16 protein-coding genes are annotated in these 14,870 nt (G+C 39.8%); 12 read left to right on the top strand and 4 right to left on the bottom strand.

Going from position 1 to position 14,870, the window contains the following annotated elements; translation table 11 throughout:
* The first annotated feature begins 85 nt into the window (after nt 1-85).
* Genes ftsH through BC659_RS08045 form a run of 5 tightly spaced genes read left to right on the top strand, consistent with a single transcriptional unit; the run spans nt 86 to nt 5,077 of the window.
* Entirely contained in the window at nt 86-2,113 is a 2,028-nt protein-coding gene (gene ftsH / locus BC659_RS08025; protein ID WP_246027099.1) for an ATP-dependent zinc metalloprotease FtsH, read from the top strand.
* A complete protein-coding gene (locus BC659_RS08030) occupies nt 2,113-2,754 on the top strand; it encodes a LutC/YkgG family protein (protein WP_133474202.1) in 642 nt (213 codons plus the stop codon). Before ftsH ends, BC659_RS08030 begins: the two co-directional genes overlap by 1 nt.
* A gap of 7 nt (nt 2,755-2,761) precedes the next feature.
* Entirely contained in the window at nt 2,762-3,190 is a 429-nt protein-coding gene (locus BC659_RS08035) for a gamma-glutamylcyclotransferase family protein (RefSeq protein WP_246027100.1), read from the top strand.
* A gap of 17 nt (nt 3,191-3,207) precedes the next feature.
* Entirely contained in the window at nt 3,208-3,969 is a 762-nt protein-coding gene (locus BC659_RS08040; protein ID WP_133474203.1) for a UDP-2,3-diacylglucosamine diphosphatase, read from the top strand.
* 19 nt (nt 3,970-3,988) lie between these two features.
* A complete protein-coding gene (locus BC659_RS08045; RefSeq protein WP_133474204.1) occupies nt 3,989-5,077 on the top strand; it encodes a mechanosensitive ion channel family protein in 1,089 nt (362 codons plus the stop codon).
* Here BC659_RS08045 and BC659_RS08050 read toward each other — a convergent pair whose 3' ends face one another.
* A complete protein-coding gene (locus tag BC659_RS08050) occupies nt 5,078-5,797 on the bottom strand; it encodes a MerR family transcriptional regulator (protein ID WP_246027101.1) in 720 nt (239 codons plus the stop codon).
* Between the two features lie 97 nt (nt 5,798-5,894).
* Between BC659_RS08050 and BC659_RS08055 the strand changes: the two genes are divergently transcribed.
* Nucleotides 5,895-6,755: a 3-hydroxyacyl-CoA dehydrogenase family protein gene (locus BC659_RS08055; protein ID WP_133474205.1), complete on the top strand. Its 861-nt coding sequence runs from the start codon at nt 5,895-5,897 to the stop codon at nt 6,753-6,755.
* A gap of 87 nt (nt 6,756-6,842) precedes the next feature.
* On the top strand, nt 6,843-8,618 hold the full coding sequence (locus BC659_RS08060; protein WP_133474206.1) for a DUF885 domain-containing protein: 1,776 nt from the start codon (nt 6,843-6,845) through the stop codon (nt 8,616-8,618).
* A gap of 47 nt (nt 8,619-8,665) precedes the next feature.
* Here the strand turns inward: BC659_RS08060 and BC659_RS08065 are convergent, their stop codons facing one another.
* The 3 genes from BC659_RS08065 to BC659_RS08075 are packed head-to-tail and all read right to left on the bottom strand — an operon-like array spanning nt 8,666 to nt 11,057.
* On the bottom strand, nt 8,666-9,811 hold the full coding sequence (locus BC659_RS08065) for a hypothetical protein (RefSeq protein ID WP_133474207.1): 1,146 nt from the start codon (nt 9,809-9,811) through the stop codon (nt 8,666-8,668).
* A 6-nt stretch (nt 9,812-9,817) separates the two neighbouring features.
* Nucleotides 9,818-10,528, bottom strand: a complete 711-nt coding sequence (locus BC659_RS08070; RefSeq protein ID WP_133474208.1) for a hypothetical protein — start codon at nt 10,526-10,528, stop codon at nt 9,818-9,820.
* On the bottom strand, nt 10,506-11,057 hold the full coding sequence (locus BC659_RS08075; protein ID WP_133474209.1) for an RNA polymerase sigma factor: 552 nt from the start codon (nt 11,055-11,057) through the stop codon (nt 10,506-10,508). The genes BC659_RS08070 and BC659_RS08075 overlap by 23 nt, the downstream gene beginning before the upstream one ends.
* 251 nt (nt 11,058-11,308) lie before the next feature.
* Here BC659_RS08075 and BC659_RS08080 point away from each other — a divergent pair, with 251 nt between their 5' ends.
* The 5 genes from BC659_RS08080 (at nt 11,309) to BC659_RS08100 (ending at nt 14,864) form a co-directional block, all read left to right on the top strand.
* Nucleotides 11,309-12,439, top strand: a complete 1,131-nt coding sequence (locus BC659_RS08080; protein ID WP_133474210.1) for a glycosyltransferase family 4 protein — start codon at nt 11,309-11,311, stop codon at nt 12,437-12,439.
* A 59-nt stretch (nt 12,440-12,498) separates the two neighbouring features.
* Nucleotides 12,499-12,843 carry a gliding motility protein GldC gene (gene gldC / locus BC659_RS08085; protein ID WP_133474211.1) on the top strand — a complete coding sequence of 115 codons (345 nt, stop codon included), beginning with the start codon at nt 12,499-12,501 and terminating at the stop codon, nt 12,841-12,843.
* Between the two features lie 11 nt (nt 12,844-12,854).
* Complete coding sequence (locus BC659_RS08090) at nt 12,855-13,310, top strand: GatB/YqeY domain-containing protein (RefSeq protein WP_133474212.1); 456 nt, start codon at nt 12,855-12,857, stop codon at nt 13,308-13,310.
* A gap of 78 nt (nt 13,311-13,388) precedes the next feature.
* Nucleotides 13,389-13,934, top strand: a complete 546-nt coding sequence (locus BC659_RS08095) for a CvpA family protein (RefSeq protein WP_133474213.1) — start codon at nt 13,389-13,391, stop codon at nt 13,932-13,934.
* 156 nt (nt 13,935-14,090) lie between these two features.
* Nucleotides 14,091-14,864, top strand: a complete 774-nt coding sequence (locus BC659_RS08100) for an alpha/beta fold hydrolase (RefSeq protein ID WP_133474214.1) — start codon at nt 14,091-14,093, stop codon at nt 14,862-14,864.
* The last annotated feature ends 6 nt before the right edge of the window (nt 14,865-14,870 follow it).

The following is a 14,870-nucleotide window of genomic DNA, read 5'->3' on the forward strand; positions in this document are numbered from 1 at the left end:
AACAGGATTACTGAATATTCAGCAACCTGAATCGTCATTATAAGAGAGGAATATGTCACAGGAAAACAAGCAATCGAAATCAAACATGGAAAAAACTGATGGACCACGTAAGGGTCCCAAATTCAATATTTACTGGATATACGGTATTATCATTGTTGCATTGATATCTGCACAGATATTCAATGTTAGCCCGGAGTTAAAATCCATTACCGAAAAACAGTTCCGGGATAATATCCTGATTCAGGGCGATGTACAAAAGCTCGATCTGGTAAAGAACAAGGAACAGGTATATGTATATGTGAAGAAAGACAGGTTGGAAAAAGACTTTTATGTAAAGCAGTTCAAAGGAAAACTGGATGCACGAAAAGTGGGCAATGACCCGATTTTTTCTTTTGAGGTGGTTGACTGGAAAGCTTTTGAAGAAAGACTGGATACTTTCTGTAAGGCCAATAACCTTCCTGAAGTAGATATGCGTGTGATAAAAGCACCAGAATGGTTTGGTCCACTCCTGAATACTGTATTTACACTACTTATTATTATTGTGGCCTGGGTATTACTGATGCGTAAAATGGGTGGTCCTTCAAGCGGAGGCGGTCCGGGTGGCATCTTCAATATTGGCAAATCAAAAGCCACTTTATTTGATAAGGGTGCAAAAGTAAATATCACTTTTGCAGATGTAGCTGGTCTGGATGAGGCGAAGGTGGAAGTGATGGAAATCGTTGATTTCCTCAAAAATCCTAAAAAATATACTTCGCTGGGTGGTAAAATACCCAAGGGAGCTTTACTGGTGGGCCCTCCGGGTACCGGTAAAACCCTGTTGGCAAAAGCTATGGCAGGTGAAGCGCAAGTGCCTTTCTTCAGCCTCAGTGGTAGCGATTTCGTAGAAATGTTTGTGGGTGTAGGTGCCAGCCGTGTACGCGACCTGTTCAAACAGGCAAGAGAAAAAGCACCCTGTATCATTTTTATCGATGAGATTGATGCCATTGGTCGCGCACGTGGCAGAAATGCCATTATGAGTAACGACGAAAGAGAAAATACCCTGAACCAGTTACTGGTAGAAATGGATGGCTTTGGTGGAGATACCGGAATCATTATCCTGGCTGCCACTAACAGACCAGATGTATTGGATAGTGCTTTATTGCGCCCGGGTCGTTTCGACAGACAGATTTCAATTGACCGTCCGGATGTAAAAGGTCGTGAAGCCATTTTCAAAGTACACCTGATGCCGATCAAGATATCTGAAACACTCGATCTGCACAAACTGGCTGAACAGACACCCGGATTTGCCGGAGCCGATATTGCCAATGTTTGTAACGAAGCTGCCCTGATTGCCGCACGTAAAGGCAAAGAAGCAGTAGACATGAGCGATTTTCAGGATGCCATTGACCGTGTAATCGGAGGATTGGAGAAGAAAAACAAAATCATTGCACCACACGAAAAATCTGTGATTGCTTATCATGAAGCCGGACATGCGGTTTGCGGATGGTTCCTTGAACACGCTTATCCATTGCTGAAAGTTACAATAGTACCAAGGGGCACGGCAGCTCTGGGTTATGCGCAGTACACACCAACCGAACAGTACTTATACAATACAGATCAGTTGATGGATCAAATCTGTATGACATTGGGTGGCCGTGCAGCAGAGCAAATCTTCTTTGGTAAAATCTCAACAGGAGCAGCAAACGATTTGCAGCAGATTACCCGGATTGCGTATAGTATGGTAACAGCCTATGGCATGAATAAAAAAGTGGGAAATGTGAGTTTTTATGATCCGTCACAGGAAAATACATTTACCAAGCCTTTCAGTGAAGAAACAGGGAAAATCATTGACGAAGAAGTACGTGGCATTATTGACGAAGCATACCAAAGAACCATCGCGTTGCTGACAGAAAAAAAAGAGCAGGTTGAAAAATTGGCAAAAGAGCTCCTCGATAAAGAAGTATTACATAAGAGTGATGTGGAAGAACTGATTGGCAAAAGACCTTTTGAAGAAAAGAAAATACTGGAAGTAGAAGAAGGAGAGGTTGCAGCAGAACCAGCAACAACAGCCCCTGCTGTAATTGAAAATACAGATAATAACGAAACACAAACAGATTCAACCGTTATCGCCTGATGTCACAAACAGCAAGAGAAAATATTTTGAAAAAAATAAAACAGGCACTGACTAAACCAGTGCCTGTTCCCTTTCCTGAAAGATTAAAGGAGGAAGGTTCGGTATTTCATCCGGCAACGGACGATCTGGAAATCTTATTTGCACAAAACTTTACACAATTACAGGGTCGTTTCGCTTTTTGTGAAAGTGAAAAAGAACTGGTATCTCAGTTAAATATGCTTTTTATAAAGCGTGAGTGGAAGGCTTTATATTGCCGGGAGGAAGAACTGAAACAGAATCTTCAACAGGCAGGATTTCAGGCTATGACAGCTACAGATATAGAAGCCTGCGATGCTTCTGTAACCGGTTGTGAATACCTGATAGCAAGAACAGGCAGCATGCTGATGTCGAGTGCACAGGAAAGTGGCAGAACGGTGAGTGTATATGCACCGATACATATTTGTGTGGCTTATACTGATCAGTTGGTATATGATGTAGAAGAAGCTTTGCTCTCGTTAAAGGAGGAATATGGAGAACAATTGCCTTCCATGATTACACTTGCTACAGGACCCAGCCGTACTGCCGATATTGAAAAAACATTGGTGGTTGGCGTACACGGACCAAAAGAAGTATTTTGTTTTTTAGTACAACGAAACAGATGATAAACACATGGCCATTCAAATTTTACCTCTGTTTGTATATGGGTCACTGAGAAGTGGCTTTCAGCATCCGGCTTATGCCTATATCAGCCGTTATTTCACTTTGCTGGGCACAGCCACTGTGAGGGGTGAATTATATGATATGGGAGAATATCCTGCTGCCATACCTTCTTCTGCCGATCAATGGATTACAGGTGAACTATATGCAATTCAGAAAAGCGAAGAGTTTTCCTGGGCAATGGGCCAGCTGGATGATTATGAAGGAATAAATGGTGAACCCGACGAACCGCAACTCTACAGAAGAGATACCACAACCGCTTACCTGAATGGGCAGGCTATAGAAGCCTGGATTTACTGGTTTAACGGAAATACAGAGGGGAAGGCTAAAATTGATTGTGGAGACCTGCTGCTGTATATACAACAACAAAAGAAGTCTTAATTGTACCTGTATCATTGATGGAATTGATAACACCAAAAAAGAAAATATATTTTTTATCCGATTTCCATCTGGGTGCGCCTGATCATGCTGCAAGCCTGGTCAGGGAAAAAAAAGTAGTGGCATTTCTCGATAAAATAAAAAATGACGCTGGCATTATATTTATTGTAGGCGATATTTTTGATTTCTGGTATGAGTATAAAAAAGTAGTACCTAAAGGATATGTTCGATTGCTGGGTAAACTGGCAGAATTAACAGATAGTGGTATTGATGTGAGAGTGTTTATCGGGAATCACGATATGTGGATGAGTGGTTATTTTGAGGAAGAACTGAATATACCCGTATACCATCACCCGCAGGTATTTGAATGGAATAAAAAACGTTTTTATATTGGTCATGGTGATGGTTTGGGCCCGGGCGATCATGGCTATAAGTTTTTAAAAAAAATATTCCGGAATCCATTTTGTCAGTGGTTGTTTGGCCAGTTACATCCAACATGGGGAATCGGTCTTGCCAATTATTTCAGTAGAAAAAGCCGTGAGAAAACCGGGTTGGCTGACGAACATTTTTTAGGGGAGGATAAGGAATGGCTGATCATTTATTGTAAAGAACTATTGCAGAAAGAGCAGTATGATTTCATGGTATTTGGTCATCGGCATTATCCGATTGATTTCAAACTGAATGAACAGAGTCGTTATGTTAATCTGGGCGACTGGATACGAAACTATACCTATGCCAGCTTTGATGGCACCAATATGCAGTTGCATATATGGGAGCAGTAACGCTTCTTAAATTGTAGTTATGGATCACTTTTTAAAACAGAAAATATTTGATAATACCATCGAATCGTACCTCTATGTATTAGGTACTATATTGGTAATGCTTTTACTGAAAAGGCTGATTTCAAAATACCTGGCTCAACAGTTGTTCAGGATGATTGCCAATAAAAAAAATCAGACAGCAAGAAAATCCTTTCTTGATCTGGTAGTGCAGCCACTGGGGCTGTTTTTACTGTTATCCATGACCATTATAGCAGTTGATAAACTCAGGTTCCCCGGCGTATTAGACTTTAAGATTTACCGTATTACTTCCAGACAACTGGTAGAGTCGGTGGCCAATGCCATTATGGTGATTGTTTTTATTCGTCTCTGTTTACGTATCATCGATTTTATAGCAACTATTCTCGAAGAGAAGGCAAATCTTACAAAAGACCAGACAGATAATCAGCTCATCATATTCTTCAAAGATTTTTTTAAAGTGATACTCGTCATTATCGGTATCCTGCTGATGATGAAATTCTCTTTTAATAAAAGTATTGGTAACCTGCTTACAGGACTGAGTATAGTAGGTGCAGCTATTGCTTTGGCTACCAGAGAGAGTATGGAAAACCTGATTGCATCATTTATTATTTTCTTCGATAAACCATTTGCAGTAGGTGACCTTGTAAAAGTGAATGGCTTTACGGGTAATATTGAGAAAATAGGTTTACGAAGTACAAGAATCAGAACCACTGAGAAAACCTATATCTCTGTTCCTAATAAGCAGATGGTTGATAGCATTGTTGACAATATGAGCCTGCGTACACAGCGTAAAGCGGAATTACGGCTGGAAATCGATCTTTCAGCAACGGCAGCACAGCTTCAGTCATTAACAGATGCCATCAAACAAATACTTACCGTGCCGGAGATTGAAAACAAAGTGGTTTTTCTGAGTGAAACAGGGAAGAACGCACATGTTGTGCTAATAGAGTTTTTTACGAGTGCCGAGCAACCGATAGAAGCTTTTAATCTCTTACGTCAGGAAACAAATCTTCAGATTATCAATTGGCTGGAGCAACACGGGATAGCCCTGGCTGCATCTAATACATCTGTAACAGTAAAACAGGTCTGATTAATTACCCAACCCGGCTTTTAGTTCCAGTAAAAATGATTTGAATTTGGTAAGCGACTGTACAAGTTGAAGTTGTACATCCGCCTGTCCTTTATTTTGTTTGAGGTAATTACGCGCACCTTCAATGGAGAATTTGCGCTGGCGCAGCAGAAAATAAATGAGCTGCAGGTTTTTAATATCTTCTACCCTGAATAGTCTGTCACCTTTCCGGGTTTTACGGGGTTGTAATATATCAAACTCGTTTTCCCAGTAACGCAATAAAGAGGTATTTACTTTAAACCAACCCGCTACTTCACTGATTGAGTAATATAATTTCTGGTTCAGGGTTTCTTCATCAGGAATATCAATCAGATCGACTTCTGTATCAATTTCCCTGAATGATTTACGTCCGCGTTTACCTGGCTGTCTGTAACTGTTCTCTATTTCCGGAACAGGCTCATGCACCTGAAGCGCTTCCACAACCGGGGTCGGGGGCGGTGTTTTTGCTTTGATCTTTACAACAATACGTTCATCTGCAAATACCACAGGGTCATTTACCGGTGCAGGTTTTTCTGCGATGGGTTCGGGTAAGGTTGGGGCAACAGGCTCAGCTATTACTTCGTTAACAACAGGTAATGCTTCAACAGCCTTTTCCTTCACAACCGGCTTCTTTTTAGCAGGTGGTGTAGCCGGTTCAACGGGCATACCAAACAAATCGAGTTGCTGAAGAGGCTTTTGCATGGCATAAAAGTAATACATCTGTAAAGCAGTAACTTATGCAGGTTAGTTAAAGTGGAAAAGATGTAAGTATCTTGCAGTTATCTTAACTATCAGCCATATGAATCATATCAAAATCATCTGTGTTTGTGGTGCCGGAACCATGGGAAGTGGTATTGCACAGGTAGCGGCACAGGCCGGTTTCCAGACCATACAGTTTGACCTTAACCCGGATATGGTAGAAAAAAGTAAACAGTCGATAGAAACGGGCCTTACTAAAATGGTAGACAAAGGAAGGATGACGATTGCAGATAAAGACGCCATCGTGAACCGGATATTGTTTACCAGCGACATACAGCAATGCAGGGCCGATCTGATTATTGAAGCCATCATAGAAAAAAAGGAAGCTAAAACCGGTCTTTTTCAAAGCTTATCAGTGATTAATGCTCCAGACACTATACTGGCCACCAATACTTCTTCTATTTCTGTTACGGAGATTGCAGTGACTATTCCATATCCTGAAAGAGTGATTGGCATGCATTTTTTTAATCCTGCGCCGCTGATGAAATTGGTAGAAATTATCCGTACCGACAAAAACACAGACCTGATCATAGAGAAAACGCTTTCGGTAACAAAACAAATGCAGAAAACACCTGTACTTTGTAAAGATGCACCCGGATTTATTGTAAATCGGGTGGCCCGTCATTATTATCTGGAAGCCATGCGCTTTGTAGAGAAAGAACAGGTTTCTATAGAAAGCATTGATCAGTTGATGGAAGCCAGCGGTTTTAAAATGGGCCCCTTTAAACTGATGGATCTGATTGGTATGGACATCAATTATGGTGTGAGTAATATTGTATGGGAAGCTTTGGATAAACCTGTTCGATTAACACCATCTCCCTTGCAACGTGCAAAAGTAGAAGCAGGTGAATTGGGCCGAAAAACGGGCAAGGGTTTTTATAATTATGGAAGTAGCCAATAGTTAATAGTGTTTGGCTAATAGCATCTGCTATTAGCCATACCTCATAAGCTAAACGCAATTACCCCAAAAAAGAATAAATCAACTTGTATGAAATACTTATTATCCAGTCTCTGTTTATGTATACTGCTTTCGTCCTGTCAGTTAAGTAACCGGAATGTTACCGGGGAAGACAACAAAGAACTTGCGGCATTGCTGGATAATTATTATGAGGAGCGATTGCAGTTTTATCCGATTGAAGCCACCATCAATGGAGATGAACGATACAATGATCGTTTACTGATCGATTTTACGGATGAACACCGTTCAAGACTAAGAAGTTTTTATAAAAACCAGCTTACCTATCTTACCCGATTCGACAGGGAAAATCTGAATGCCAATGATCAGTTAAGTTATGATGTGCTGAAAAGAGAGCTGGAAGTGAATATTGAGGCTTTGGGTTTTAAAGATAACTACATGCCCTTGAACCAGTTTTCAAGCACACACCTGGTTTTTATGCAAATGGGTAGCGGTCAGGTATACCAGCCATTTAAAACAGTACAGGACTATGATAACTGGTTAAAAAGAGCGAGCGTTTTTCCTGCCTATATCGATAGTGCCATTGTATATTTTAAAAAAGGAATGGGTTCGGGATATGTATTGCCTAAAATACTGGTAGAACGCATGATTCCGCAGTTTCGTTCTGTTATAACCGATACGGCTGCTGCCAGTTTATTTTATGGTCCTGTTAACCTGATGCCTGTATCTTTTGATATAGGCGAGAAAAAAAGATTATCAGGTGCATTTAATACACTGATTGTAGAGCAGCTTACGCCTGCATTCAGAAGAATGGCCAACTTTCTGCAAAATGAATATTTACCAGTTGCCCGCAGCTCTACAGGAATTGCTGCCATTCCGGATGGAGAAAAATATTATCGTTTTCTAGTAAAACAACAAACTACCACTGCATTTACGCCGGATGAAATCTACGAAACAGGTTTGTCAGAAGTAAAACGCATTCGTGCTGAAATGGAGAAGACAAAAGATGCAGTAGGATTTAAGGGAGATCTCAAATCGTTTTTTGCATATATCAATACAGATAAGAAATTCACACCGTATAAAACACCTGCTGAGATAATTGAGGCTTTTCAGTCTATACAGCAACTTATACAACCTAATCTGGAAAAACTTTTTGGTAAAACGCCCAAAACGGGATTTGAAATAAGACAAACAGAAGCTTTCCGTGCAGCGAGTGCAAGTGCAGAGTATCAGCAGGGTACGGCAGATGGTAGCAGACCCGGGGTGTTTTATGTACCTATTCTCGATGCAACCACATTCAATATTACCAGTGGTATGCAGAGTTTATTTTTACACGAAGCCATACCCGGACACCACTATCAGATTAGTTTACAACAGGAAAATACGAAGCTCCCGAAATTCAGACGTTTTGGTGGTAACAATGCTTATATAGAAGGTTGGGCCTTGTATTGTGAAAGTTTGGGTAATGAATTAGGCCTTTATAAAGATCCCTACCAGTATATAGGTGCATTGGGCGATGAAATGCATCGTGCTATCAGGCTGGTTGTAGATGTAGGTATGCATGCAAAAGGAATGACCAGGGAGGAAGCCATTCAGTACATGATGGAAAACGAGCAGATAAGTGAAGCCGGAGCCATTGCAGAAATTGAGCGATATATGGCCATACCCGGTCAGGCACTTGGATATAAAATCGGTGCTTTAAAAATCAGGGCCTTGCGAACAAAGTATGAGCAACAACTGGGTACTAAATTTAAAGTGAATGCCTTTCATGATGCAGTGTTGAAAGACGGCGCTTTACCATTGGAAGTACTGGAAAAGAAAATGGATTTATGGTCTACTAAACAATAATTATTTTACCGGCTTTGGCAGTTGTTTTCCAAAGCCGGTAAAAGTGTTTAAAAGTTGAAGCTAAACTTGATCGAAGGCGATAGATTCTTAAACCATCCATTGAATACCAGTTGAGGCTCTATGGATAGGTGTTTGTTTTTTAGTACTGGAAGTCCGATTCTTAATGTGGAAGGCTCATACCAATTACCTTTTCTTGACACCAGATAGCCAATACTAAGATTACCTGCAAAATATAAATTGTTTCCTGAGCGGTTTTTTTCTGTTTGCGTAAGCTGTGCAACAGCAAAAATATTAGCATCCGTATTAAGTTTGTTCGATGCATCTCTCGAAAAAAAGTATTGTCTTTCAATATAAAACCTGAAACTATTATTGAAATAGTTATTACCTGTGTTGAAAGCAATTCCTGCCTGGATAGAAGGCGCAATAGATCCGCGTACAGCTGTCAGTGAAAAACCTAGAACCGGCGAAATTTTTTCATACCCTGTAGGAATATAGCTATCATTTATGGGTGAAAACATTTTTCCGGTCAACATATTAAAACTAGCCCTGTAGTTATATGATGGCGAGTTCAGTTTATCACGTTTGTAGAATTTCTCTACTTTTTGTTGTAAACTGGCAACACATTTTTGTAAAGCATCAGGCTCAATGGTTGCAATATCAGCAATATTATTTGTAATGATAGTTACAGAAAAAAGAGAAGGACGTAGCTGTATGCTTTTTTTCCCATTTACATCCATAACATTCCAGGCGGCTCTGCTTTTCGAAAGGCCAATAATACGAATGGTATCCTGATTGATTTTTAATTGCATTAACTCCTGATCTTTAATGGTATACGTATTGGTGAATTCGGGGTGTGAAATGAGTCTTATTTTCGGAATAAGATCTGTTAATACAACATCCACTCTTCTTACTATACCATCTGCTTTAAGCGAGTCGCTTAAAGGATCGAGCATTGAAGCAGCAACTTTTACCAAAGAATCCAGATCAGGCAACTGTTCTAGCTGTGAAATATATTCGAATTCAAGCCCTATCCTGATATTTTTTGATAAATAGAATACAAAATGAGCGTTTGATTTACCAGGAGGTGGATTGTCGAAAATACTTTCACTTCTGTTGGGTAAATCTCTATACTGTGCGGGCAAAAGTTGGACTGTTCCTGTTAGTAACAGGAAGCATACAATGATTTTTTTCATGGTAAATTAATTGTCTGAAATAGTAATGGTATGGTTTATGAGCGGCGTTTTCTTAAAGAATAAAAACTGTTTAGCGGGTAGTTCTACAGCATCCTGCGTTTCAGAAAGGTCTGTTTTCGGTATGATTTTTTTTAATTCATTTTTACTAAGCATTTTTGCCTCTTCTGTTGAGATGCTGAAAGGAGTTAGTTCGTTTAGATGAACGATTCTATATTTTTTAGGACTTGCTTTCTGAACAGTTAGTATTGCTGTTTGATTTGTTTCGCTTACTTGTTGTATAGTACTGGTAGTAGGATCAGTTGCCTCAATTGGGGTTGGCACCTCAACTGAAGTTATAACGATATCTTTTAAAATACTATCTGTATTTACGGGAGGCTCTTTTTTCATTTGTGAAGAATGTGTAACTACTTCCCTCAACTGTATTTTTTCAGGTATGATCGTTTTTAATTCTTCAATAGATGATTTCTTATATGGTTGCGAACTTTTAGATATACTTTGTTTTTGTTCAGACTTATGCTCTAATAAAAAGAATGTTGTAAGTATTAATACAATAAATACAGCAGCATATTGCCAATATTTTACCGAACCCTTTTTTAAAGGTAGTTGTGTAGAAAGCTCAGCCCATGTTTTATGGCTGTTAAAATGTATATCAGCAGGTAAATGTTCCAGACCTTCTATCGCTGATTGAATGATTTTATCTTGCATTAACTGAGACATACTGGTTGGCATTTTTGATTAAATCCTGTAACATTTTTCTTGCTTTATTCAGCTGACTTTTACTTGTTCCGTTTGTAATCTGAAGTATATCAGCTATTTCCTGATGACTATATCCCTCAATAACATACAAATTGAAAACAGTTCTATAGCCAATTGGCATGCTGGTAATCAAACGAAAGATTTCTTCTGTAGACAATTGACTTATAATACCGTTTTCTTCAACAATCTCATGTGCTGTTTCTTCTGCCACAAGGAAAAAATTGTTCTTCTTTCTTAATTCCTGTAAACATTCATTCACCATAATCTTTTTCATCCAGGCAATAAAGGCATTATCTGTAGTATACCTGAATGTATGTAGAGAGGTATATATTTTTAAAAACCCGTTTTGTAACATATCTTCTGCTTCTACATCAGTTTTAAGGTATCGTCTGCAAATGAGAAATAGTCGAACAGCAAAAAGATCATACAACTTTTTCTGCGCAATTATTTCAGCCTTTTTGCAATCATTTATGAGTACAGATAATTCCATTCGTCCGAATTGCTTTACTAAATGATAAATGCATAAAAAAGAAAAGGGTTGCCTACGTCTTTACAATTACTTAGATTTAATTTAGTCTGGCTGACCGGATTCCTTTGCCGATAGCGGGATATCCTTTGTGTTCAGCTATGTGTGCTTAACCAGACATTAGCCATATTATATATAGCAATTATATATATAAATGGTTTTTGTTTTGCAATGAAAAAAAGTTTTAACAATTAAAGCCTCTACTTTTGTGGTTTATGCGCATCGCTATTAACGCCATATTTCTGCAGAACAATCCGATGGAAGGTTATGGCCATTATACGGCTGAAGTCATACAACGAATTATTTCGAAACACCCTAACGATGAATTTCTATTGTTGTATGACCGGCCATGGGATGACAACTTTTTTGATCAGCCCAATATTACCCGGCTATTGGTAACACCGGCTGCCAGGCATCCATTGAGTTTTAAATATTGGTATGATGTAAAGGCAACCGCTGCCGTAAAAGGATGGAAAGCTGATGTATGGTTTCAACCCTATGGTTTTTGCAGTATCACCAGCCGTGTTCCACAGGTACTGATGATTCATGACCTGGCTTTCAAACATTATCCCGCTTATATAAGCTGGTACCAGCGTTTATACTACCGTTGGTTTACGCCTGCTTTTATTAAAAAAGCCCAAAAACTGATTACGGTATCCAATTTTTCAAAAGAGGACATTGCCAAAACCTATCGTGTTGGCGATGGTAAGATGGTGGTGATACCCGGAGCTGCCAGACAAGGCTTTGTTCCTTTGGAATGGGAAGAAAAACAGGCTGTAAAAGATGGTTATGCAGATGGAAGGGAATATTTTCTGTTTGTAGGCGGTATACATCCACGTAAAAATCTAATAACACTGCTGAAAGCCTTTTCACATTTTAAAAAATGGCAGCACAGTAATATGAAATTACTGGTGGCGGGCAGAATGGCCTGGCAATATGAGGATTTACTGGAAAAATTGAAAACCTATAAATACAGGGAAGATGTGCTCTTGCTTGGATATTTACCTGAAACGCAATTACAGCGGGTAACAGCGGCAGCTTATGCGCTGGTATATCCTTCCTGGTTCGAAGGTTTTGGTTTGCCCATACTCGAAGCTATGCAGGCAGGTGTACCGGTTATTTGCTCCAATACCAGCAGTATGCCGGAAGTTGCCGGTGATGCAGCCATACTTACCGATCCTTCTAACTATGAAGCAATGGGTAAAGAAATGATTGCCTTATACCGAAACGAAAGCATCCGGAATGCATTTGTAGAAAAAGGTCTGCAAAGGGCAAAGGCATTTAGTTGGGATGAAACTGCCCAATCGGTTTACAAAGAGCTGGAAGCGGCGGCTGTAAGCAGGTAAAGGTTCCTGAAATCTCTCCATTTAATCCTATTTTTGCGCCTCATTTATACATCATAACTATGCATCAGTCAACAATAACCATCGGCGTTCAATTAGATGAGCAAAAAGTGCCGCAGAATATAGAATGGAGTGCCTCAGACAGCACCGCAGATATGGCACAACAGGCCAGGGCCATGATGCTGGCTTTCTGGGACGCAGCCGACAAATCAGCGCTTCGTATTGATCTTTGGACCAAGGATATGATGGTTGATGAAATGGCAGATTTCTATTACCAGACCCTGATGGGAATGGCAGATACTTATGGAAGAGCAACTCAACAGACAGAGATGGTAGAGGACATGAAAAAATTTGCCAAAGACTTCATCAAAAAATTCAGGGACAGCCAAATAAAAGCTAACCAATAAAACCTACCGATATGAGCTTAGAAGAAAAAGTAATGGCGGGCATGAAAGAAGCCATGAAGTCGAAAGATGAAGCTTTGCTGCGTGGTCTCCGTGCCATTAAAGCTGAAATTATTAAGGCCAAAACAGAACCCGGTGCAAACGGGCAGGTTTCTGAAGATGGTGAACTTAAACTTTTACAGAAACTGGTAAAGCAAAGAAAAGATTCACTTGAAATATTCCAGCAGCAGAACCGTACAGATCTTGCACAGAAAGAACAGGAAGAAATCAGTGTGATTGAGCAGTTCTTACCTAAACAACTGGATGCCGCTGAACTGAAAACGATCATAGCCGGGATTATCACTGCTGTAGGCGCTACAGGTCCGCAGGATATGGGTAAAGTAATGGGTACAGCCAGCAAACAACTTGCCGGTCAGGCAGATGGCAAAACCATCTCAGCTGTGGTAAAAGAATTATTGGCCGGGAGCTAAATATGTGAATGGTGAATGGTCAATGGTGAATATGATAGGTTCACCATTGACCATTAACCATTGACCATTCACCATTCTATGCTAATCGACATCATCTTCATCATCTGCATGGTTCTCGCTCTTTTTAAGGGTTATCGGAACGGACTCATTGTGGCTGTATTCTCTCTGGTATCTATCATAGTAGGGTTGGCTGCTGCTATGAAACTTTCGGTATATGTGGCTAAACAGTTGGGTGAGCATACCTCTGTATCACAATCCTGGCTACCTTTTATATCCTTTGCACTGGTGATGATTGTGGTGGTAATATTGATCAGACTGGGTGCCAATGCCCTGCAGAAAATGGCCGAACTGGTATTACTGGGCTGGCTGAATAAACTGGCAGGTGTGGTACTCTATGCCATTCTTTATATGTTGGTATTAAGTGTGGTATTATTTTTTGCCGAAAAACTCCATCTGTTTGATCAAAATACGATAGCAGCATCAAAAGTGTATAGTTTTATACAGCCCTGGGGGCCCAAAGCCATTGACGGTATCGGTAAACTTATTCCTTTATTTAGTGATATGTTCGGGAGTCTGACAGGCTTTTTTGAAAGTGTAGGTAAGACAGAGGGAGCGGTACAATAACATCTGCAAGTATTTAAACATTCGTTTTTGCCCTGAAATCAGTATTTTAGCGAAGAAGGAAAACAATCTGTTGCCAGGTTCAAACGTTACTGAATTTGTAAATGGTTTTTCTTTTATTTGTACCGGTTCATAACGCTTGCATAAGAAACTAACCTAATGAATTACGAGATTAAACAACAGGATAAATTTAAGTTCATCGAAGAAGGTGAAGGAGAGCCATTGTTATTGCTGCATGGACTGTTTGGTGCTTTGAGTAATTTCCGTGACCTGATTGAGCATTTCAGACAGCGATACAAAGTAGTGGTACCAATGTTACCCTTATTCGACCTGGATATTTTTCATACTTCAGTAGGTGGACTTGAAAAATATGTTCAAAAATTTATAGAGGCACGTGGGTATACCGGTATTCATTTACTGGGGAATTCGCTGGGTGGTCATGTGGCATTGGTGCATATTTTAAAGCATCCGGAAAAGATCAAATCGTTAATTCTTACGGGAAGTAGTGGATTGTTTGAAAATGGTATGGGTGATAGCTATCCTAAACGTGGAGATTACGAGTATATTAAAAAGAAGACACAATTAACTTTTTATGATCCCAACACGGCTACCAAGGAACTGGTGGATGAGGTTTTTGAAATTACCAATAACCGTATTAAAGTAATCAAGATCATTGCACTGGCGAAAAGTGCTATCAGAAATAATCTTGGTGAAGAATTAAACCAGATTAAACAACCTACACTGCTTATCTGGGGTAATAATGATACCATTACACCACCTTTTGTAGGGAAAGAATTCAATCGTCTGATTCCAAACAGTGAGTTACATTTTGTAGATAAATGCGGACATGCCCCGATGATGGAAGTGCCGGCAGAATTTAACCAGATACTGGATGGTTTTTTGAATAAATTAAGTGTTGCTCCGCAACCTTAATAGCCA

This window comes from Sediminibacterium goheungense, from assembly GCF_004361915.1.
In the GTDB taxonomy this organism is placed as follows: domain Bacteria; phylum Bacteroidota; class Bacteroidia; order Chitinophagales; family Chitinophagaceae; genus Sediminibacterium; species Sediminibacterium goheungense.